A 23230-nucleotide genomic window follows, 5' to 3' on the forward strand; every position below is an offset into this window, starting at 1 on the left:
TGATAACCGACGAAATTACTTTGCTTCATTCAGTGCATTAACTCGCTTACTAGAAAAACGACATAATGTTTAAAATTTAGACAGGGATCGGTGTATTTAACTTGACTGTGGGAGTCATATCAACGCCTTAATAAACGGCGGAAAATAGCAGGCTAAACTAAGCGAAGAATGAGCGCAAGCCTGCTGTTTTACGTCCACTGTTTAATTAACTTGTTAGCACTACATCGATGCCAATGTTTGAAATAGCTTTAATCTTTGCTCACCTGAAAATGTGTAGTAACTGAATTCAATCATTTTACCTCCTTTACCCTTGAGTAAAATCATTCTGGGCCACTTGTTTATTATTTGGAATCCGTTGAAATCACACCACTTAATTTGAGTTTTAGAGCCATACCTAATGTATGAAATCCCTTCATCAGTCATTTCCAAGCCGTATTCAATTACAGCACCATCTCCTCGATTAAAAACGAATAGCCAAATTGAAATAGAGGATATGATTATAAAACCGAAGAGCAACGTAAGTTGAATGCTGTCCCAATTAATTTCTCGTTCCCAAATTACAGGCAACACTAGCATAGGTAATATAACCCAGAGGTAAGTATGCACTCCTAAGTAGATTCGGTTGAAAATATTTTGATATCTAGACTGAATTAAAATAATTCGCACAGACTCTCCCTGTAGTGCTAACGCCGTGCTAAACGGCACAAAATGCTTGGCTAAAATTTGCGAGGAACGAGCACAGCCAAGCTTTTTGTGTCCGCCTTTTAAGCACTTTGTTATATGCTTTCATCTGCAACTGCTTGGTCAAACCAAACATGCTCTGACTCACCACCTAAGTTAAAACGATACCCGAATGGTAGAGCCATATATATAGCTAGTTCAGGGCGTTTTTCGATGATGTGTTCAAAGTGCACCGTAACTAATGAGCTGATATGACCGTCGTACTCATCTGTAGTTAACCACCAACCACTCATATGATTTGGTGATGGATAACGAACTCCTTCAACTGGTGTTGAGCCCTCATAAATGCCTTTAGAAATAGTAACAAGCTGAGTAGGTTCAACAGGAGCATAAATTGTTTGATAATGATCACAACATTCTTTTTGGACTGATTCAATACTCAAGATTCTTACTCCTGACTCGAAAAAGCATATAACGCTTGCCTAACCGGCGCGAAATAGCAGGCTAAAATTAGCGACGAAGGAGCGCAAGCCTGCTGTTTTGCGTCCTTTGGTTTAGGCACTTGTTATAAGTACTATTGCAGTAAGCGATCAGCTAAAAATTTAATATGGTGAATTTTTACTCCCAAGTCCTTCGTATGAACCAATACTATTTTCGCGTGCGCTGGACCTGTGTTGAAGTTTAAAGGTACTAAATAAACCACTGTGGACTTTGTGCCATTACTAAATGACGAAACAGAACTTGAGTTTTCAAGGGTTAATTGCCCAACGCTTTCTAAGTTACCTAACGAAGATACTTTGTTTAAGTAAAGCTCCCACTGCTCGGGGGTGATTGATTTGAACGCATCTTCGCTCATTAAACGTTCAAAAACAGCCTTATCCCACTTAGCTATTTCTGGCATGTTTTGCTCAATAAAAGGGATGAAAGTCTCACTAGGCTTAGCCTGATTGGCTGTATTAATTACCGCTATTCCAATAAAAAATAAGAATATACTTAGCAACCCGAAACCGATGTACTTAAAAAATTTCACTGATACCTCTGAGTACTTATAACGCTTGCCGTAAACGGCACAAAATAGCAGGCTAAAATTAGCGACGAAGGAGCACAAGCCTGCTGTTTTGTGTCCTTAGTTTAACGGCTTTGTTATACGCAATTACACTAATGCGTGATACCGTACTGGACCAGAAAGTATAAAGTACCAAACAATACTAAATTGATAAATAAGGGAAAAGCAAACAGCTCTGTTTTTTGCTGAGTTGAAAATTTATTGGTGTTAATTTTAAGGGCAAGTATAAATATTAACGCATATAAAGTTATAGGCAGAATAAGTACTGAGAACCAGTACCCTGAGAATGAAGCTAAAATATCTGCTGTATATCCAAAATGCACGATCGTGAGTGAGAACGCTATAATAGTTAGCGAGATTTTAGCTCCTATCGTAGATTTTGCACTCATACTTTCCTTTGCGTATAACAGCTTATTCTCTCCCAATTTGCCAGAATAAATACCGACAAAACGGGCTATATTACGTGTCCCAATATTCACACAAGAAAAGTCTATTGTAAACATGAGTTTAAAATGTCTAATTTTGCTCAGTTGTGAAAATTGGACAAAACGCCGTTGAATAATGTTATTGGACAAGCCCCTCATCACTGTCTATATATACAGCAATAATTTACTTTAAAGTTTACCCATGAAATCACCTTTTCTTACTATGGTGCAAGAGCACATGTACCTGCGTCGATATGCTAAACGAACCATTGAATCTTATTTAAGATGGATAGCTGCATTCATACGCTTTAATGATATGCGCCACCCAAGTGTTATGGGGAATACAGAGGTTGAACTGTTTTTAAGTCATTTAGCAAATCAGCAAAATTTGGCTCAGGGCACGCAATCTCAAGCATTAAATGCACTGTCATACTTATATAAAGAAATTTTAAGCACTCCCCTTTCGTTAAATCTGAATTTTAATAAAAGTCAAAGAGCTAGAAAGTTACCAGTGGTGCTTACAAAAGATGAAGTCGCCACTTTATTTAGAATGTGTAACACTCGCCACTATTTATCATGTGCGTTACTTTATGGCAGTGGTTTAAGACTGATGGAAGCAATGCGTCTTCGAGTTCAAGATATTGACTTCGATTACCATTGTATTCGTATTTGGGATGGTAAGGGGGGTAAAAATAGAGTCGTGACATTGGCTAAAGAATTAGTACCTTTATTGTTAACTCAGATACAGCAAGTGCGAAGCCACCTGCAACTTGATCTACAAAACCCGCTTTTTGATGGAGTATGGTTACCATATCGCCTAAGAGATAAATACCAAGGACAAAACAAAACTTTAAATTGGCAGTATTTATTTCCATCATCAAAACTCAGTCTAGATCCTGAAACCAAACATTTGAGACGCCATCACATAGACGAAAAGCAAGTACAAAGAGCGGTAAAAAAGGCAGCCCAACTTGCCGGAATCGCTAAGCAAGTCACACCACATACTTTGCGTCATTCTTTTGCGACACATCTTTTACAAAGTGGCGCTGATATCAGAACGGTTCAAGCTCAGCTCGGGCATAGCGATGTAAGAACCACACAAATTTATACTCATGTTATTCAACAAGGTGGGCAGGGAGTTGTGAGCCCAATGTCGCATTTAGCAATACCAAAATAAAAAAGCGCAGTCCTTTGCGCCTGTAAATTAAGGCAAATAACTAAATTCTTTGATTTAGCGAAAAGCTAAAAAGCTTCATGTAAAGATATGAAATGACTTTATATTTCTTGTTGGTTGCTTACTCAAATAAAAAGTTACTGACTCATAACTTTGCATATAATGAAAAGAAGAAGTTGTCAAAGTCAGCTCTTTCATTGAGGTTTTTTCACTTTTGATTAATTCAAAATGGTATGAAAATAGAGTCTTGCCATGTATTTTTCTTATGTTTTTTGTAGAAAACGGGCTTTATCAACAAACGAAAGCTTTTAAATAATTCCTGTATTTACTCGCTCTAAAGTTCAACGTTGTTGTCATTAAATGTAAGAAAAACCACTAACAACAAAGTTGTGGCTTTCTTAATAGAAATGGGGGTCCTTCCCTCTAGATGAATATCCGTGTTAGCCATCTTTGATATACAACCTGCCAAATTGACAAGCACTTACCTTAGATATGTTTCATCAATGCTGGTAGGTATAACTTGCTTCAACTTATACCCACCAGTTTCAACGATTAAAGCTTACGCCATACGCTACTGCTACCTGGTGCTTGACCTTGAGTCCACCATTGCGCTTCGTACTGCATACCTTCATGACTGACTACATCACCTGTGTTATACACAAGGTCAGCACGCCATGCGCGAACAGTTCCATCATCCGGAATTACTTCTTCCCAAACACTGCTCGTTGCAGGGTTATCACCTTTTGTCCACCAGCGAGCTTTATACTCTTTACCGTTGTATAAAACGATATCACCCGTGTTGTAAATAGTGTTAGCGTCCCATGTTGTACCACCGTTATCATCGACATTGTTTACTGTTACGCTAAATGTACGAGTTACCGTGTTCACACCGTCACTGACAGATACTGAACCTTGTACCGTTTCAGTTGCAGTAACTTCACCCGCATTTAGAGTGACTGAATTACCTGAGCCTGTAACTGTATGGCCTGGCACAACCCAAGTGTAAGTTAATGCTTGGTTTTCAGGGTCTGTCGCTGTAACAGAAAGTGCTGTAGATGTATTTTCGTCTAGTGTTACATCTGTAACTGCACCCACTTCTGGTGCTTTGTTGTCAGTAACTGGCGCTTTCACCATAACTTTAACTTGGCGGTCAACGACGTTTTTACCATCTGAAACTGATAGATTTACTGTATAAACACTGTCAGCCGTTACACTCGGTGCAACCACATCTACACTTGCGCCATTTGCAGTCAATACAAGTGCACTATCACCTGTCCAAGTAAAGCTTACTGCTTTACCTTCAGGATCTGTTGCTGTTGCGCTGATTGATACTGATTTACCAGATTCAACACTCACTTCTGAAACAACATTAACAACAGGTGCGCGGTCTACTGGTGTATCACTTGCACCTAAACCTTCGTGCATTGCATTTAGAATATCGCCATTATCAGCGTCGATTTCCCATGCGAATAAACCACCTAGATCATTAGCACGAACATATTGGCCTTTTGCTTTTACTGAACGCGGGCTATCGTAAGTAATTAATTTGCCTGTGCTACGGTTCCATACATACGCACCCTCAGCTTGGTCGTCATAGCCCACTTCAAAGCCATTCACACCTTGTTCGTTTGCACCAATCATATAAGACTTAATGCCTTTATAATCGATAACACCTGCTTCCCAAACACCTTGAGCTTTAGTGCCTGTTAACTTACCGTTGCCTGGTGCTGTCATAGGGTTGTCTGCAATTGAAGCGTTTTGCGGGTAAACACCTTCCCAACCACGACCATACATAGCTGTACCAACTACTAGCTTCTTGCTCGGTACACCTTGTTGAAGTAATAGTTTAATTGCATTGTCGATAGTATAAGCTGGGCCTTTACGAGGTTCACCTTTGTCATCTAAGCCAGTACCATTACACTCACCCGCACTGATGTGAGAACCACAGTAAAGTGCTGTTTGGTGACCAGTCACATTGTTCCAACCACCAAAGAAGTCATAAGTCATTGCGAAGATGTAGTCCATGTACTGAGCTGCTTGTTGGTAATCTACGTCTTCAATTTTGTCGTAGCCTGTACCAATCGCTGAAGATAGCTCATATTTACGGCCTGTTTGAGCTTCTAGGCCATCAAGCATTGCACGCAACTCTTTCATTAACGCCACATATGCCGCGCCATCTTCTGGGCTACCAAGATTCGCATTTGGACCACCGCCACCTGGGAATTCCCAGTCAATGTCGATACCGTCATAAAACTTCCACGTTGTTAGGAACTCTTTCATTGAGTTTACGAACACGTCACGATTTGCTTTAACAGTAAAACCATGGAATGGGTCAGATAGCGTCCAACCACCTACAGAAGGTAAGATTTTTAGGTCAGGGTTACGCTGTTTTAACGCCATTAACTGTGCATAAGTACCACGGATTGGATCTTTGCTGTCTACACCAGGTAGTGCTTTTTGAATCGCAGCCCATGGATCGTGAATAACCACTTCGTAGTCTTGTGAATCAGCACACGCTGTCTTAAGAGCACGTAAGCTGTTGCCATTTTCAATCTCACCCAAAGATGCATTTTCACCACAAATTGGAATGAATCCGTATAGAATATGCGTTAGGTTATCAGCTGGAATTTTAGTGACATCAAACTTACGACCATAGATACCCCACTCTACAAAATAAGCACCTACAACAGTGTCAGTTTGTTTTGGGTAAGTTTTATTATTTGGATCGAAATCTAATGGCAATGGCGCTAAATGACCACCGTCTGTATCAGCGATAACGATTGGTTTTGCCGCAGACTTAGAACAGCCTGTCTCATCACACAGTGCCACGCGAAGTTCATGACGGCCAGACTTAGTGTAAGGGAATGAGATGGTGCCGCCATTTGAACCTGCAGCAACAGGACCTTCGTTGACAACTTGCTCATCAAAATACACTTTATAGCTATTACCTGCAGAGCCAGACCATGCATTCCATTGAATATTGATCTGTACTTCTGACTTGGCTTTTACCAGCTTTTTATAAGAGCCAATTGCCTCTAAGTCGACTTCGACAAACGAGTAATTTTGCGGCTCCCAATTTAAGCTTGGTGTTGCCGGTGCAGCAATTGCACTGGTTGCGCTGATGGCTGCTGCTACAGCAACTGCCGAGGTTAGAAGTTTAAACATATTATAGTTCCTTCAGACTTGTTGTTAAAACCCGCCGCTTTTTAATTTAAACTCACAAATTTACCGCATTACTCCATGCACCTTCATACATTGGCGCTTTGCCTCAAACTTGATCGCTCAATTTAAAATCCTTTGGGTTGTTATATTAATAATTCGTTATTTAAAGCGCTTTCCACACGTTACTACCAGTTGGTGTGTCACCTCGTGTCCACCAGCGAGCTTGATATTGCTTTCCTTCAAAAATCACAATATCGCCACTGTTATAAGCTTGGTTGGCTTGCCACTCATTACTGTTATTGGCATCAATCAATTCCCAAGCTGTTGAACTATCGGGCGCTTCACCTTTTATCCACCATTTCGCTCGATAGTTTTTGCCTAGGTACAAAACGATATCGCCTGCTGAATAGGCTTTGTCTTTTTGCCATGTATCATCAGGGTTTGTGACTGGCACATTTTTTACGACAACGGTGAGAGGCACAGTCTTAGTAAACTCGCCATCAGAAACGCTGACTTCTCCCGCATATTCTGTATCAGCAGTCACTTCGGGCGCTTGTACCGTAATGGTTGAACCTGTACCAGTAAATGTCAGAGGTGTTGGCAGTTGCCATGAAAAGTCGAGGGTCTGCTGCTCATCATCAAAGGCATGAACATGTAGATGCGCACTGGTCTTTTCATCAAGTATTAATGTGTCTGGCGTATGCACTGTTGGTGGTGTATTTTTTGGTGCTGCAACCACTGTAAGGTTAAAGGTGTGATTTTTATCAGTCACAAACACTTGGTTTGAAAGCAGGTTTTGACTATCAAACAACACATTACCTTGTGCGTCTTTGACACCTATTTGGATTAAGTTGGCAAAGTCTAGACTCACTTGCTCAGCCAATTGTTGCTGCCAATTTGGCATATCAGCGGCAACTTTTAATTGTTGCTGAATAAGCTCTTGACCGTTCACATCAAATAAACGCAACCAAACTGTATCGCCAGCATTGGCTTCTTGCCCTTGTTTGATGAAATAACCCGCCGCATACCATTCAATTGGATTAGGATTTGTCACTCGTTCAATGGTAATGTCTGAGCAGTTATAAAAACCCTCACCCACTACATCGTTACGCTGCCAGCGACTAAATAAAATGGCTTCACCATTGAATTTCTCTGGAATGGCAACGTCCATTTCGTAATAACGCTTACCATCAGGCGCCATAAAAAACTCAACATTGCCATGCTCTTGTACAAGCTCTACATCAGCCCAATTTAGTGGCTGTGCGTGAATATCTACGCTTGGTTTAGATATATAAAATTGCCAAAAACTTGGGTTGTGAGGTGTCGTTGCGCGGTAGCGAATTTTAATGGTGCCATTAGCATTAGGTTTAACAACGGTGCGCTGCCAATCAACAGAAGGTGTGTTGATGCCTATTTTATTTATATCACCACCTGAACATAATTCACCGTCGGGCACTGCCGCTTCAACTGCCGCTTGATTTAAATAATCAGGTACATTGGCTGCAAATTCATGTAACTGTATAAACTGCACTTGCCCGCTAACTTGATAAGCTGCACGGCACGCTGCATTAGGAATATTGCTGCCATCTTTTGGCCACCAAAACCCGCCTTGCTCTTCGCAGATTGCCTGTCTAGCTTTGGGGCTATCCATGTAACCATGGGCAGAAACAGAGTCAGCAAACCCTAGGCCCATTGCCATAGCAATAGCCGATAACATTATTTTTTTCATGATAGTTCCTTGGGGCTGGCAAGCAGCCCCTTAGATTTCTGGTTAAATAATTTCTAGTTAAAGGTTTGACTTACAAAGCACACACTTTTTTCCAATCGCCGCCTTCAACTGGCTCTTTCGATGTCCACCAGTTGGCTTGGAAAACGACTTGGTTGTGTATGATGTAATCACCTGCATTGGCATGGCTTGGGTTGCCCGCCCAGTCAGTGCGTGGCCAATCTGGGTAAGTGTTAATGGTGGTTACATCAACCCCATTACATGAACCTGTTCCGGGGTCGCCGTTACCTGGGTTACCTGTATCTGGCTTAGTCGCGATTGGTAGTTTTGGATACTCACTCGCAAATGCATACGAAGCACCATCTTTTTCAATCGTGAAGTTAACCGGACCGGTAATAGGTATGTAGTAAAGTACTTGCGCATTTACCGTTTCACCCGGCTTAAATGATTCAACTGCACCGCCCCACTCATTGGTTAGTGTGATTGACGCTCGGTGGAATTCATTCTCAAAGCCACCAATATTATTACCCGCGGCATTAGAGTTATTCGTATCAATCTTGATACCTAACTTCTTCTGCGCATTCCAATCTGACTTAAAGATTGCAGAGGTAGATACTGGAATATTGAATGAAATCGTTGCACCAGATAAATCAATTTCTGAGTTGTTAGTGAACGCGAAAGTTGGACGAATTGGGTAGTTATCATCGCCAACCGGGAAGTTCTTCGCCTCAAACTTAATATCAACCGCTTTGGCTGCCGGTACAAATGCACCGTCACCTAAATGCGCACCATAAGGTGTTGATGCTTGGTTGAAGGTGTCATAAGCAAGACGCGTCATAGTGCTACCCATGAAGTACTCGCCTTTTTGCGTATCGTAGTCAAAGTCACCCGCAAGTTCCCAGAACATTACACCGCCAAGCTCTTTATTGACCACATAATCAAGCTTGGCCTTCATTGACTCTTCGTCTTCAATCGATAAGAACACTTTCTTTTCTGCATTGAATAGCCAAGGCGCAATGGCAACGCTGTCATAGTGACGCGTATAAGTACCCACCATTTTGTCTTCAGGGTTATTTACCGGATCTAGACCATAAACACCTAAGTAGCTTGGCGTAATGCCATTTTGTAAGTTTTTAACATGCCAAAGAGGGTTACTACCCGCTGGTACTTCAATGCCATCAACGGTGTCATGCCATAAGTTATCGATACCAACCGCACCATTACCGCATTTGTTCTTCTCACCAACACCTGTGCCTGGCGCACAATCAGCTTGGTTTGGTAACGCAGCACGACCCCAAAGGCCATTTTCACCACCTTGAACGTCTCTAAAACCACGGGTGTAATAAGGTAGACCGATATTGATACGACCTGCTGGTAACGCACCTCTGAAGTAAGTCGCAGCCCAATCAGTGTTTAAGTAACCAATACCTTCGAATTCTTTAGTGCCATACACATTCCACTGCGCCAGCTCAGAATCTTTACCTGTATCGTAAAGCGCTGCGTTATGACCAACATGATCGTTCCATGCACCGTGTAAGTCATAAGACATGATGTTGACAAAATCTAGGTATTTAGCAGTTTGGAATGTTTCCATACCACGCAATAAGTAACCAGAAGATGGTGATGCAATGGTGAGCATATAGTGTGTATTATCTTGCGCACTTGCCGCATCTAGTGCTTCACGAAGTTTACGCATTAACACATCGTAAGAAGCATTTAGACCTGCACGACGGGCATTACTAATTGGGAAGTCATCAGGGTGGCCTGAGTCTTTCATTGATGAAGGATATTCGTAATCAATATCTACACCATCAAAGCCATACTCACGAATGAATTTAACCGCACTTGCTACGAATGCGTCGATACCCGCATGGTTTACACTGCCATCAGCGTTAGTAGTCATGGTATAAAAACCACCGCTGTTCACACGATTACCATTTGAATCGAAGAAACCACCTGTTTCAGCCCAACCACCGACAGAGATCATCGTCTTCACATCAGGGTGTAGTTTTTTGTATTTATTTAATAAGTTGAAATGACCTTTATACGGTAAGCTTGGATCCATCTCCGCGCCTTCAACACCCGGCCAAGTCATGTTGGTAGCTGCGTTACCGGCTGCATTTGGATCGCCGATACTTAGTTCATTCGCCGCATTGACGTGTGCAAACGCATAGTTGATGTGGGTGATTTTATCCCAAGGAATGTCTTTTACTAGATAGCTTGGTTGACCGTTCGCGCCATTTCTCCAACTTGTGAAGTAACCAATTACACGACGTGGGTGATCTGCCCCCATTTTCTCACGGCCTTCTGTGTCATAAATATCACAGTAAGCAGGTTGTACACCTTGCGCTTGATATAGACCTGCTGGACGACAGTTTTCATGACCTGTAATTGGGTCACCTTTTTCTTTCACGATGTAAACACGCTCAACAGGTGTTGCTGCAAGGCCCAACTCATCTTTAGCAGTCAACGTGAATGTGTAAGTGCCCGCAACTGTTGGTGTCCAAACATATTGCTCAGTTCCTTTTGTGCTATTTACAACCACTTCGCCATTCACGGTCAGTGTTTGCGTAACCGCGTGACCATCTGCATCTGATGCACTCAGGTTAAATGTTACTTGCGAACCGACTTCTAATTCTGACGGTAGAGTCGCCGCTAAGCTGACAACCGGTGCGCGGTTCTCATTTGATTTCTTCTGAACTGTCACAGAGTGACGTGCCGACTCCGTTCGCGCACCGTCATCATCCTGTGCAATCGCATAAAATACATGCTCACCAAGCACTGCCGTCCAATTAAACTCAAATGGCGCAGCGCTAAGCGTAGTTAGTAATTGACCGTCTAAATAGACTTCAACTTGCTTAACTTGACCATCGGTATCACTGGCTTCGGCTAAAATGGCAACGCTGTCATTTTCGTTCAACAAATTGCCATTCGCAGGGCTTAATAAAGTCACTTTAGGCGCCTCGTTAACTGGTACATCTGTTTGACAGCTTCCTAACTTAGTCCACTCTTGCCACTGACCAGAGCGAAGCTTTGGTTCGGCTTTGTTCCACCAGTTAGACTCATAAGCTACTTTGTCTTGCTGAGCTTTCATGCCTGCAGTGTAAGCTTTACCAGCTTCCCACTGAGGGATATTTGTACAATCCACACTTGCAAAGGCAGGTGCGCTGAGTATCGCTAAAACCAATGCCGAAGGTTTAAAACCTGTTCGCATTAAATTCAAATCCTTCATAACTTGTTCCTGATTAAATTTATTGTATTTTTTAACTAAATTAACTTATAAGTTACATATGTACCCGTTAACGAATCGAAATCAGTCTAGAACATAAATTTAAAATTACAAAGTTTTAACATTACGATATTCGCGCGCTCAAAAAAAAAGCAAGGGTAGGGTTTAAAATGTACAAAAAGCGTTCAAATATGAAGGTTGTATGAAATTTACTATATTTTACATAAGCATATACTAAAGTCGCATGCTGAGAAATGTGTATTTCCCACAATTAGAAATATTTTATGCTGAACAAAAATCTTTACACAACCAACTCATCTTACCAGATGAAGTGAGCTCACCTAAAATAAAAAACATATATATTTCAAAGCGCTATTTTTTAATTAAGAATTTAATTTAATTAATAGCAGAGAGCCCAAAGATCTAATCCAAAATTCGAAACAAGTTAAAAATAGAGTAAAAATACAAAACTGCGTTTGAACACTCTTAAATAATGAATTGCATAATTAGCAACAATAAAAATTACAAACAATAATGAAAACGAAGTTGAGCTAAATTACCTAATTTGATAACATTAAACCGGCGGTAACATCTAGTTAAGTTCATGTGTTTACTGCTAATTATCTGTTAGGGATTTATTCACATTGACGTGCATTTCTTCTTTGTTTGCTCCAACGAATCAAATCCCCATAAATATTAATTAAGGATTTTTGGTGAAAAAAACAAACCAGGCAACATTACTGTTAGTTGCGTTATTAGGGTTGACCGCGTGTGGTGGCGGTAGCTCTAATGAAACTCAAAACGATGTAAAACAAGATCAAACCAACACGCAACCACAAAAAAAAGACATAACAATTTCAGGTAGTGTTGAGAAAGGGCCATTCGTAATTGGTTCTACAGTGACAATTAATATTCTTGATGAAAACGGCGAAAACACAGACTCTACAATTGTTACCAAAACGACTGATGACTTAGGTAACTTTGAATTCAAGGTACCAGAAGGCTCAATTATTCAAATTACCGCTGCTGGTTATTATAGAAATGAAATAACAGGTGCATTATCTGAAGGTCAATTAAGTTTAAGAAGTATTTACAAGGCAACATCAGATGAAACTCAAAGCGCTAATGTAAACTTATTAACTCACCTAACAAGTAATCGAGTATTGGAGCTTATTAAGGCTGGTGAAACTGACTTTAATAAAGCAATTTCGCAAGCTGAAGAGGAGTTCTCTACTAACTTCCAAACTGTGATCGCACGTTCAAATAATGAAAGCTTCTCTGACTTATCTATTTTTGCTGAAGCAGATTCAGATGATAATGCTTATCTACTCACGCTTTCATCAATGCTATACCAACATGCTATTGATTTAGCGGAGTCTAACAAGTCTTCTCCAGAGGCTGAATTGACTTCAATTTTAAATGTGTTAGAAAGCGACTTTGGTAATGATGGTAAAGTAGATAACACAGACAAACTTACCGCGATACAACTTACCCAAAAGCGAATTGATCCTGCTAAAGTGACGCAATATTTGATTGATTGGCTTGGAGATAATAAGCAATTCACCGTACCTGATATCAATGCGTACATAGATACTGATTTGGATGGCATCGCAAACAATAAAGATGACGATGATGATAACGATGGCATTGCCGATGAAGATGATACATCTCAGTTTGTAGCTGATTTTGTAATTGAAAATCAGAATATCTCTCTTGCCGAAGACAAAACGGTTAGTATTGAAATCGCCACTAATAATCCTCTAGGCACGGACGAGCCAATTAAGTTTGAACTCATGTCAGATGTGAGCTCCGGTTCTCTAAAAGTTGATTACCCTAACATCTCATACACGCCTGTTGAAAATTACAACGGCAAAGACGAGTTCTCGTTTAAACTTATTCAAGGAAATGTTGAAAGTAAACTTGTTACATTCTCTATTGATGTTACTGCGGTGAATGATGCGCCAGTTATTAATGGTGAGCCAGAACTGAATACCACTGCCAATGAAGAATACCGCTTTTTACCTAACATTTCAGATATTGAAAATGATTCATTAAGTGTGACGGTGGAGAACCTGCCGAGTTGGTTAACCTTAGATTCAGTAACAGGTGAACTCAAAGGCACTCCTACAAACGCTGACGCCGCTGTTTACAGTGATATAACAATGTCAGTTAATGATGGGAATTTAACAACAGACCTTCCCTCATTCTCTCTTGATGTATCCTATTCAATTCTTAATGCGCCACAAATATTTAGCCAGCAAAGCAAAGGCTCAGAGAACCATCAACAAGAAATAACTTTGAGTTGGGAAGATGTTGAGTTTGCTCAAAGCTACAATTTTGAAATTTCATTAGTTGAAGATTTTAGCGAAGTCTTAGAGACCAAAGTCTTAGACGCTAACTCAATAAGTTTGCTCAAAGAACCAAATAAGTATTATTGGAGAGTAAGTACAATAAACCCTCATGGACAAACAGGTCCAAGTAGCGAAAAACAAATTATCAATGCAGGTGTATTTGAAACTACTTTAGGCGGTAGCAGTAATGACTATGCATACGATATGATACCGGCCAGAAATGGAGGTTACTTTGTACTTGGAGCAACTCAATCACAAGACATAAATGCCGATATTGACTCCAAAGGTGATGACTGGATTATTAAACTCAACGAAAGTGGCGAAGTATCATGGCAGTACTTCCATCATGATGAGGGAAGAGAGAAGCTTACTGATATTATTGAACTTGAAGATAACTCGCTCGTAGCAATTGGCAAAAACTGGAATTCAAACAACGCTTTTATAATTAAGATTTCTCAGGAAGGTGAAGAGCTGTTGACTTATGAGCATCCTGTAGCAAGCAACTTTAACAGTCATGCATATGCGCATAACAAACTTTATGTATCTTTAAGCACTTTCCAGAAAAAAAGTGATCAAACGACTAAGGATATAAGAAGCATACACAGCTTTGATTTAACTACTGGAGAATTGTCTAGTCCTATACAGTTACCAAATATAGAAGGTCAAGATTTAACTTATTTCAGCGATATTTTCACTGACCATAATGATAACTTAGTTATTGCAGGTAATATTTACCCAACTGGTGGAGATCCGATGTATTATCTTGGTGGGGTATTCCTTATGGTATTAGATGAATCTATGAATGCAACTGTACAGTGGCACAATAGTGGTTCATATAAGCATCTAAATGCAGCTTATACAACGCAGTTGAAGAACCAAAACTACGCTATACTAGGGCAAGCACAAACTGGAGCTAGCTTAGCTGTAATAGGTTCAGACGGAACTGAATTAATTAATGATAACCTTTCACATGAGATTTCTTTTTATGGTTATGATGATGATAGTTTCGGTCAAACCGAAGATGGTACTTATTACCTCATCTCTTTTATAGATAATTATGAAATTCAATCACTTGTAGGTTTAGATAGTAATCTCACAATCACTTCTAAAGAACCCATTGGCGACGTTGATTATTATTATTCAGCCCGTGGTTTGCTAGTGAATGAAGACAATACTATTACAGTCCTGCTTAATCAAACTCTCAAAACAAGTGGTAAGTCTGATATTTTGATTAAAAGAATTAAGCCATAAATTTTAAAAAAGAGGAGGTTAATACCTCCTCTTTTTCACAACCTAAACCCTTTCATCTGCTGCTTCAAATTATCGATAAATAACCTTGTCTTCAAAGGCGTGAAGCTTGTTTTAGGATAATACGCCCATAAACGATTCACTTCGCTTTTTACATTAGGTAGAACAGGCGCTAACACGCCCATATCTAATTCTCTCTCTACATAATCTGGAGAAATGAATATTAGACCCATGCCTTGTATGGCGGCTTTCAAAATTGCATCAAGATTTTCTGAAACAAAATTATAATTGGTAAAAGAAACGAATTCTCCGTTTTCTAGTAAAATGCCGCCTTTTTGCTGGTAATAGTTATTGAGCAACATCTTATGCTGAGCTAGGTCTTCTACTGTATTAATGGATGGGTGTTTTTCTAAATAGCTAGGTGCAGCAAACACACTCATTTGATAATCAATTAAGTGCGTGCCTTTGTGCGACACAGAGTCAAACTCTTCATGATACCGAGTGATCACTAAGTCATGACTTAAATCAGGATCATTGCCTGGGATAAGCACGTTTAATTGCACCGACATTTTTGGATATTTCTGCAAGAACCGCTCTATGTTTGGCATTAATAATGAGCTGCCAACGGCTTGCGTTGCGGCAACTTTTAGCAGGCCTTAAGGCTCTTCATGGGCACTTTTTACTGACTCCAGCATGGCATCAAATTGTTCAAGCCAAGGTGCAGCATTTTGCAAAAAACCTTGTCCAGATTCGGTTAGGCTTACTTGTCGAGTGGTTCTCACAAATAAGCTGGTTGCTAATTGTTTTTCCAGCCAATCAATGCGTTTACTTACCGCTGAGGCCGAAATACCTTGCTGCTCGGCAGCCGATGTAAAGCTGTTAGTTTTGGCGACAAGTTCGAAACTATTAACTGCAGATAGCCAATCCATTTATTATTTCCTGTTAGGAATTAGTATTTTTATTATTACCCTATTTTTAAGAAAGTAAAAAGCCAGTATTTTTGTTCGCCTATCCATTATTTTAAGAAAAGTTATGTCTTCGATTGTATTTCTAGCGGTGCTATTGATGTCTTGCTCTCAGTTTGCAAGCCAGCTTTATATGCCTGTTTTGCCAGACATAGCAGCAGATCTGGCTTTAAGTTCAAGTGCCAGCCAAGCGGTGATAGTGAGTTTCTTCATCACGCTTGGGCTAACCCAGCTGATAGCTGGGCCTTTGAGAGATAAATACGGTGATAGAAAAATTCTCATTGCTGGGCAACTCATCTTAGTAACAGGCACGTTAATATGCGGCTTTGCGGAGTCAAATTGGCAATTTCTGCTAGGTCGAGTGTTTCAAGGGATAGGCTCTGCTTCGCCGGTTTTGATTAGTAGAACCTTGTTAGCACAGTATTTAACTGGCGCAAAATTAAAAAGTGCAATGGCAAGTCTTGCAATGGCGGCCTCAGTCACTGCAATCCTTTCACCTATGATTGCAGGCACACTCGCGCAACTTATCAATTGGCAGGGGTTGTCTTTTATCATGGTGATTCATTTTGCATTGGTGTTGTGGTTAGGGTTTGTGGTTTTACCTAAATCTGAAAAGAACGCAGCGCAATCAATACGTCCTAGCGCACTAGCGAGTCTTTATAAATCGCTTTTACAAGAAAAAAATTTAATTTTATTAGCCAATTTTAAATGGTTGCCTACTTACCTCTATTTGACCATTCAGCTTTATTTACCTTTTTATTTACAGGCACAGTTTCAGTTTAATACAGAGCAAATTGGCTACGCGATGATGTTACCTATGGCGGGCTTGTTAGTCGGTTCGTCTTTAGCAAAAATAATGCAAAAACGTATGAGCTATATGAAAATCGTCAAATTACTATGGCCTGCGCTGCCAATAGCTGCGTTTATTTTCGAGTTTAGCCATATAAGTGCGTTAGTTATGCTATTTGCTTACACGCTAATTATGATGGTATTTGGTGCATATTTTCCGAGTTACATGCACATCATTGGCTTACTACAACCAGAGAAAGCCGGCTCAGCTAATGCGCTAGTAGGCGCAATAGAGTTATTATTTTTCACGGCCTTAGCTTGGCTAACTAATGTTATTTTATTTAGCAGTCAACATATATTGCCCCTTATCGTACTAACTTGCTCAATTGTGCTATGGCTTTGCTGGAAAAAACTATCATTAAACCTAACCCTATGTGAGAGATAAAGATAAATGGAATTCACTACAAAAAGATTGATTATACGTCGACTTAAAGTCTCTGATTTAGAGGCAGTATTAGCACATAGAAGCGATCCATTTACTTCACGCTTTATTGGCAAGCCAGCAACCCTTGCGGATGCACAAGCGCGGATTGCGCAAGCTCAATTACCTTGGAAAGGCAAAGAAGGCGAGAGGTTAATACTTGCGATTGAGTGTAAAGAAAGCCGCCAGTTACTTGGTGAGCTGATGTTCAAGTTTGTTTCTGTCGAGCATCAATGTGGTGAAATTGGATATAGATTAGCTGGCAAGTATCAAGGTAAAGGCTATGCGTTTGAAGCCGCTAACGCTTTAATCAAAGAAGTCTTTACTCAGTTCAAACTTAACAAACTTAACGCGATTTGCGCTGTAGATAACATAGCCTCGTGGAAGCTCATGGAAAAGCTGGGGATGAAAAGAGAAGGAAGGCTCAGAAATAATTTAATGCTTCCTTCTGGCACAACAGACTGCTTTACATATGGTGTGTTAAAACATGAAATAATTTAGGCCTCTAACTTTTATTAATAATACTCTGTATCCACCTAGCTCTTTATGCCTATCACTTTTAAACCTTAGCCCTTTATCCTTTTAACTCTTTATACCCTTAACTCTTTATACCCTTAAACAAGAGCGGATAGCGTCTGATCACTTCACCGATATAGTCATCGGCCAGTATCGATTTTTCAAATTGCTCGATATCTTTGCTGGCATGGATCACCCATTCAAGACGCTCAATGGCCCTTAAAAACCCGCGTTTCAAATGCATTTGCTGCTTATATTCATCACAATTACGCGCCAATATCTCGATTTTTTCAGGATTTGCTTTCAAGGCACTCAGTACTTCCTGAATATAAGCATTGCCTTGAGGTTTCGGAGCACGTCTCACTCTATTTCTCATCACTTAACCATTAAATTAATCACATAACCACAAAGTACGGCATTGAGGCCTGTCTTGATCATAACGCATGTCCACAAATGAGAGCGGACAGTTTAACACCCGTCCGAAATCTGTCCGACTGACCGTCCGATATATATAATTAAAATTTACAAAAATACAAAAAACAAATAATTTCATAAACTTACTTGTTGGCATGCTGTTTGTAATACCTAACTATCTTTCAGATATTATTTTTAAGGCGGACAGCTGTGATCAGAGACACCCAAGGACAAGACAAGCAAGTAACACCTCGTCGAAATAGCAAAAAATGGTTATTGCTTGCATCAGGCTTACTAGCCACAACAGCATTAACGGCTTATTCAGTGCCGAAATTTAGTCAACTTTTAAGTACTGATTTAGTGGTTTCACAATCGGTGATCCAAACTGCTTTTGTTGAGCGCGGTGACATGCTCGAAGACATTCGCGTTGAGGGTAAAACACTGGCTGCAATTAATCCAGCAGTTTACGCCATTGCACCAGGTACGGTCACTTTACATGTGAAAGCGGGTGATAATATTACTCAAGGGCAAGACCTATTGAGTATTAATAGCCCTGAACTAAGAAATCAGTTACTACAGGAACAAGCAACTTTGGCGCGATTAGAGACTGAATTTAATCGTCAGAAGATCACTACAGAGCAACGCTTACTTGATACCCAGCAGCGTGCTGAACTAGCACGTGTTGACCTAGAAGCGGCATCGAGTGCTATGGAACGTGCTAATGCCAGTATCGAAAAACAAATAATCTCAAAGCTAGAGCTCGAAGAGAAAATCGTTGCATTGAAACGCGCTGAGCTCAATAAAAAGCATGCCATTGAGGCATTAAGCTTAGAGCAGAAGAGTCTTAATTTTGAACTCAAGATTGCTGAACTGGCCTTGACCCGTCAGCAACATTTAACCCAAGAACTCGAGCGTCAAGTTGCAGCTTTAACCATTCAATCACCACTTACTGGCATCGTCGGCACGGTGAACGTGCAACAAAAACAGCATGTGCAACGAGATGCAGAGCTGATGTCATTGGTTGATTTATCAGAGCTTGAAGTCGAAGCCTTTATACCTGAGAACTTAGCCGATGAACTGGCGATTGGCTTAGCCGCAAATATTCAAATCAACCAACAAACTTATCCTGCAACTCTAGTGGCTATTTCTCCCGAAGTTGAGCAAGGCCGTGTAGCAGGTCGTATTCGCTTTGACCAACAGCCAGAAAAACTTAGACAAAATCAGCGTGTCAGTGCGCAACTTATTTTGTCGCAAAAACAAGACGTCCTGAAAATTAAACGCGGCGCTTTTGTCGAAACTGGCGCAGGCAAAATTGCCTACTTAATAAACGAAGGACAAGCACAGCGTCAATCAATCAGCATTGGCGCTAAAAGTATTCATGAAGTTGAGTTAACATCGGGCGTGAAAGCTGGAGATAAGCTCATCATCTCAAGTCTTGCTGCGTTTCAAAACCAACAAAACGTCATGCTTAGTAATTAACCTGAACTCTGGATAATAAATCTATCTCCAGCGGCTACTTTCAACGTTAACTGCGTTGAATTTACTTGCAATAGGCCAGCTATTGACGCGTAAATTCGCCTTGTTATCGCTAAAAGTCTCCGGCTGCAGACTTGAAAAAGCACTTATCATATGAATATCAATACTTTAGTAAATCTCTTAACCAATGCTCAGGTTAATTAATAAAAAGGAAAATATCATGTTATCAATGCAGAACATCAGCAAAATTTATCGTACCGAGCTTATCGAAACTCACGCCTTGGTTGATGTCAACTTTGAGGTAAATGAAGGGGACTTTATCGCTGTCACTGGCCCTTCTGGGTCTGGTAAAACAACTTTCTTAAACTTAACTGGTTTGCTCGAACCTTTTGATAAAGGCCAATACTTTTTAGACGGTCAGGATGTTAGTAAATTAGACGACAGCCAACTTTCTAAAATCAGAAACGAAAAAATTGGCTTTATCTTCCAAGGTTTTAACCTGATCAGCGAATTAAACCTTTACGACAACATTGAAGTGCCTTTAATTTTTAGAGGGCTACCAAGCCATGAGCGTAAGCAACGCATCGAAAATGCCCTTGAAATGGTCGGCCTTGCTAGTCGAGGTAAACACTTTCCTGCACAATTAAGTGGTGGTCAGCAGCAACGCGTTGCAATAGCACGTGCACTTGCAGGACAACCGAGATTCTTATTAGCCGATGAGCCAACAGGCAACCTTGATACCCATATGGCGCGCCAAGTGATGGACTTACTGCAAGAGATTAACCAGCAAGGTACAACCTTACTGATGGTAACGCACGATAATGAACTGGCCCAACGCGCACATCGCAATATTCAGATTCTAGATGGTCAGTTAACCGACATTAACAAAAGCCAACTTACTGATTTAGCAGTTTAAAGTACAGGTACGACATGAAAGACTTATTTCAACTCGCCCTGCAAGGCGTTAAACAAAAAGGCAAGCTCACTATTTTAATGATAGTTAATTTGGTGATCGGTATTACATTACTTCTCACCATGAGTACCACAGTGAAGTTAAGCGGCAACAGTGTGCTAACCAACAAAGCGCCGCAAATGCATCACTTTAGCCTCAACTATATGGATAACGACTTTGAGATACGCAACCAATTTCGCTACCCGCCATTGACGTTTCAAGATGCTCAGGCACTTAAAAATGCCGATTTAGACTATAAACACCTGTCATTTAACTATGACACGCGCTTTATTTTAGAGTCAGAGCAACTCGATAGCGCACGACCTATGATTGCCACAGCATCTGCTTCAGATATCAATTACTTTAATATATTTAATGTACCTTTTATTTTCGGTGCGCCCTGGTTAGAAGCACAATCAGACAGTGACGTCATCGTAATCGATAAAAAAGTCAACGACCACTTTTTCTCAGGAGAAAACTCAGTAGGCCAAATTATCAAAGTCGATAAGCAGCCTTTAAAGATTGTCGGTGTGATGGACTTATCTCAACACAACCGTCGCATTTCAAATATGCGCTTTAGCAACCGTTATAACGATTTAGCGATAGTGCCTATGGCAACGGCTGAGAGAATGAATCTGCCTCGTGCTGGTTATATGCCTTGTCAGACAAAAGAAGAAAACCAACGCAGTGAATATCGCCAACATAATATTTCAGCACTTAAATCAGCTGAATGCGGCTACCTTCACACTTGGATTGAATTCGACCAACAAAACCACCAGCAACAACTCGCTGCTGCAACTTTGTGGGCGCGTAATTACACACAACAACAAGCAAAACTTGGCCGTTTTCCGCACGAAGAGAAGTATAAGTTGAACGATTTACAGCTACTACTGAATGAATTTACACAATTCATGCGTTGGGAAAAAGTTTATCTTCAGTTTTCTTATCTGCTATTTGCAATTTGCCTAGTGAATACGGTGGGCATTTTGCTTGCGAAGTACCAATCTAAGAACAAACTGGTTTCGCTCTATCGTGCACTTGGTGCAAGTCGCTGGTATATCGTAAAAATACATCTTATTGAAATAAGTTTAATTGCCTTCGCAGCCATTATTGCAGGTGTACTATTCGCCCACTTAGGCCTTGAACTAATGTTCCAAGTTAACATGTATCAAATGGACTATTCGGCAGATCCAAGTTTGGTCAAACACTTATTTAGTATGGATTACAGCTTTGCATTGACGTCTGGTGCGTTCATTTATGCCGCTATTTTAATTGCAGGTTTATATCCGGTTTACCGTATCAGCGGTATTTCACCAGCATCGCAGCTTAGGGGGTAATCATGTCTTTAAAACATATTCTAAAATTAATTCTGAAACAAAAAAGCATCTCGATACTAATTGTTTTCCAAGTTGCCATTACCCTAATGATCGTCAGCAATAGCGCCTTCATTAGCTATGCAACACTTCAAAACTGGTTAATTCCATCAAAACTTGAAGAAAAGCAAATCTTAAATGTGGTTACTAACGTCTATGATGAGCAAGTCGATAAAGGGCAATTAATTGAACGCGACCTAGCGGCTATTAGAGCACTACCTGAAGTTGTTTCAGCAACATATAGCGGTGAAGAAAGCGTCATTGATACACGTCGCTCCAGCAATGTTGTGTATACCGATAACCTTGATGAAAATGCCAAAGATCATTCTATTGCCCTATTTGGTGTCGACCAACAAGGCGTTGAGTCTTTAATGCTCAATATTAGCAGTGGTCGTGATTTCTACGCAAACGAGTTTGTCACAGGAGATGCCACAACCACACCAGCAAGTGTTGTGCTTATCAGCGATGATTTAGCTAAAACCCTATTCGAAGAGGCTTCGCCTTTGGGTCAAACCGTCTATTTGAATGGTTCAAAAACGCCTTATCAAGTAGTGGGGACTTTCGAAGATAAAATGCTTGGAGAAAGCGCGACTTACGAGCAAGTTTGGTATCACGGTATGGTTATTCCAGAAGCTATTTACGGCCGAAACAACGAAATAAACTATATTATTCGTGTTGCGCCTAATACCTCAGAGAAAGTATTAGAAACAATTGAGACATTACTTTATCAAGAGCCGGGACGTATCGTGTCTCGTGTCGAATTCTCTGCTCGTGCTAAAAAGCGTTTGTGGGATGGCAGAAGTAGCTTTGCTTTTGTGATGTTTGCTATCAGTGCGGTCGCCTTACTGATCACCTCATTAGGCATTATTGCGCTCGTTACCTTCTCGGTCAAAATGCGTCATAAAAACTTAGGTATTTTAAGAGCACTGGGCGCGAGTAAAAGCATGGTATTAAAAAGCCTAATCATCGAAAATTCGCTACTAGCACTGGTTGGCTTAGTAATAGGCTTCTTTTTATCTTTGTGGCTAAACATGGCACTATTACAAACACTTGGGGTACAAGGGACACCCGATATTGTCGTTGGCATACTGGTGACCTTATTTGTTTGGCTATTAACTTGCTTTGCGGCTTATTTACCCGCCAGAAAGGCAACGTTAATTGCGCCTGCGCAAGTGACTAAAGCCAGTTAAACCGATAATTAA

The 23230-nt window shown here is 40.5% G+C and carries 17 protein-coding genes; 8 read left to right on the plus strand and 9 right to left on the minus strand.

Features of this window, described 5'->3' with window-relative positions:
- Positions 1-219 precede the first annotated feature (219 nt).
- The 3 genes from ABMY35_RS13605 to ABMY35_RS13615 all read right to left on the minus strand — a co-directional run bounded on the left by ABMY35_RS13605 (position 220) and on the right by ABMY35_RS13615 (position 1711).
- Positions 220-666 (minus strand): hypothetical protein, encoded by a 447-nt coding sequence (locus ABMY35_RS13605; RefSeq protein ID WP_349286692.1) that lies wholly within the window; start codon positions 664-666, stop codon positions 220-222.
- 110 nt (positions 667-776) lie between these two features.
- Positions 777-1124 (minus strand): hypothetical protein, encoded by a 348-nt coding sequence (locus tag ABMY35_RS13610; protein ID WP_349286693.1) that lies wholly within the window; start codon positions 1122-1124, stop codon positions 777-779.
- A 131-nt stretch (positions 1125-1255) separates the two neighbouring features.
- Complete coding sequence (locus ABMY35_RS13615) at positions 1256-1711, minus strand: hypothetical protein (RefSeq protein ID WP_349286694.1); 456 nt, start codon at positions 1709-1711, stop codon at positions 1256-1258.
- Positions 1712-2374: 663 nt separating this feature from the next.
- On the opposite strand from ABMY35_RS13615, the gene ABMY35_RS13620 reads away from it, so the two are divergent.
- Positions 2375-3349, plus strand: coding sequence for an integron integrase (locus ABMY35_RS13620; RefSeq protein WP_349286695.1), 975 nt, complete (start codon positions 2375-2377; stop codon positions 3347-3349).
- A gap of 549 nt (positions 3350-3898) precedes the next feature.
- Here the strand turns inward: ABMY35_RS13620 and ABMY35_RS13625 are convergent.
- From ABMY35_RS13625 to ABMY35_RS13635, 3 genes are all read right to left on the minus strand, one after another.
- A complete protein-coding gene (locus ABMY35_RS13625; RefSeq protein WP_349286696.1) occupies positions 3899-6511 on the minus strand; it encodes a glycosyl hydrolase family 18 protein in 2613 nt (870 codons plus the stop codon).
- Positions 6512-6671: 160 nt separating this feature from the next.
- Complete coding sequence (locus ABMY35_RS13630) at positions 6672-8237, minus strand: lytic polysaccharide monooxygenase (protein ID WP_349286697.1); 1566 nt, start codon at positions 8235-8237, stop codon at positions 6672-6674.
- A gap of 70 nt (positions 8238-8307) precedes the next feature.
- A complete protein-coding gene (locus ABMY35_RS13635; RefSeq protein ID WP_349286698.1) occupies positions 8308-11466 on the minus strand; it encodes a glycosyl hydrolase family 18 protein in 3159 nt (1052 codons plus the stop codon).
- A gap of 710 nt (positions 11467-12176) precedes the next feature.
- On the opposite strand from ABMY35_RS13635, the gene ABMY35_RS13640 reads away from it, so the two are divergent.
- Positions 12177-15065, plus strand: coding sequence for an Ig-like domain-containing protein (locus ABMY35_RS13640; protein ID WP_349286699.1), 2889 nt, complete (start codon positions 12177-12179; stop codon positions 15063-15065).
- A gap of 35 nt (positions 15066-15100) precedes the next feature.
- Here ABMY35_RS13640 and ABMY35_RS13645 read toward each other — a convergent pair whose 3' ends face one another.
- Entirely contained in the window at positions 15101-15715 is a 615-nt protein-coding gene (locus tag ABMY35_RS13645; protein ID WP_349286906.1) for a substrate binding domain-containing protein, read from the minus strand.
- A gap of 3 nt (positions 15716-15718) precedes the next feature.
- A complete protein-coding gene (locus tag ABMY35_RS13650) occupies positions 15719-15991 on the minus strand; it encodes a LysR family transcriptional regulator (RefSeq protein WP_349286700.1) in 273 nt (90 codons plus the stop codon).
- Positions 15992-16094: 103 nt separating this feature from the next.
- Here ABMY35_RS13650 and ABMY35_RS13655 point away from each other — a divergent pair, with 103 nt between their 5' ends.
- Positions 16095-17261: an MFS transporter gene (locus ABMY35_RS13655; RefSeq protein ID WP_349286701.1), complete on the plus strand. Its 1167-nt coding sequence runs from the start codon at positions 16095-16097 to the stop codon at positions 17259-17261.
- 6 nt (positions 17262-17267) lie between these two features.
- On the plus strand, positions 17268-17798 hold the full coding sequence (locus tag ABMY35_RS13660) for a GNAT family N-acetyltransferase (RefSeq protein WP_349286702.1): 531 nt from the start codon (positions 17268-17270) through the stop codon (positions 17796-17798).
- A gap of 97 nt (positions 17799-17895) precedes the next feature.
- Here ABMY35_RS13660 and ABMY35_RS13665 read toward each other — a convergent pair whose 3' ends face one another.
- Complete coding sequence (locus ABMY35_RS13665) at positions 17896-18189, minus strand: hypothetical protein (protein ID WP_349286703.1); 294 nt, start codon at positions 18187-18189, stop codon at positions 17896-17898.
- A gap of 248 nt (positions 18190-18437) precedes the next feature.
- Between ABMY35_RS13665 and ABMY35_RS13670 the strand changes: the two genes are divergently transcribed.
- From ABMY35_RS13670 to ABMY35_RS13685, 4 genes are all read left to right on the plus strand, one after another.
- Positions 18438-19706: an HlyD family efflux transporter periplasmic adaptor subunit gene (locus tag ABMY35_RS13670; RefSeq protein ID WP_349286704.1), complete on the plus strand. Its 1269-nt coding sequence runs from the start codon at positions 18438-18440 to the stop codon at positions 19704-19706.
- A gap of 217 nt (positions 19707-19923) precedes the next feature.
- Positions 19924-20619, plus strand: a complete 696-nt coding sequence (locus tag ABMY35_RS13675; RefSeq protein WP_349286705.1) for an ABC transporter ATP-binding protein — start codon at positions 19924-19926, stop codon at positions 20617-20619.
- A gap of 14 nt (positions 20620-20633) precedes the next feature.
- Entirely contained in the window at positions 20634-21992 is a 1359-nt protein-coding gene (locus ABMY35_RS13680; protein ID WP_349286706.1) for an ABC transporter permease, read from the plus strand.
- A gap of 2 nt (positions 21993-21994) precedes the next feature.
- Complete coding sequence (locus tag ABMY35_RS13685; protein WP_349286707.1) at positions 21995-23218, plus strand: FtsX-like permease family protein; 1224 nt, start codon at positions 21995-21997, stop codon at positions 23216-23218.
- Positions 23219-23230 lie beyond the last annotated feature (12 nt).

The sequence above is a fragment of the Pseudoalteromonas sp. BZB3 genome (assembly GCF_040104455.1).
Lineage (GTDB): Bacteria > Pseudomonadota > Gammaproteobacteria > Enterobacterales > Alteromonadaceae > Pseudoalteromonas.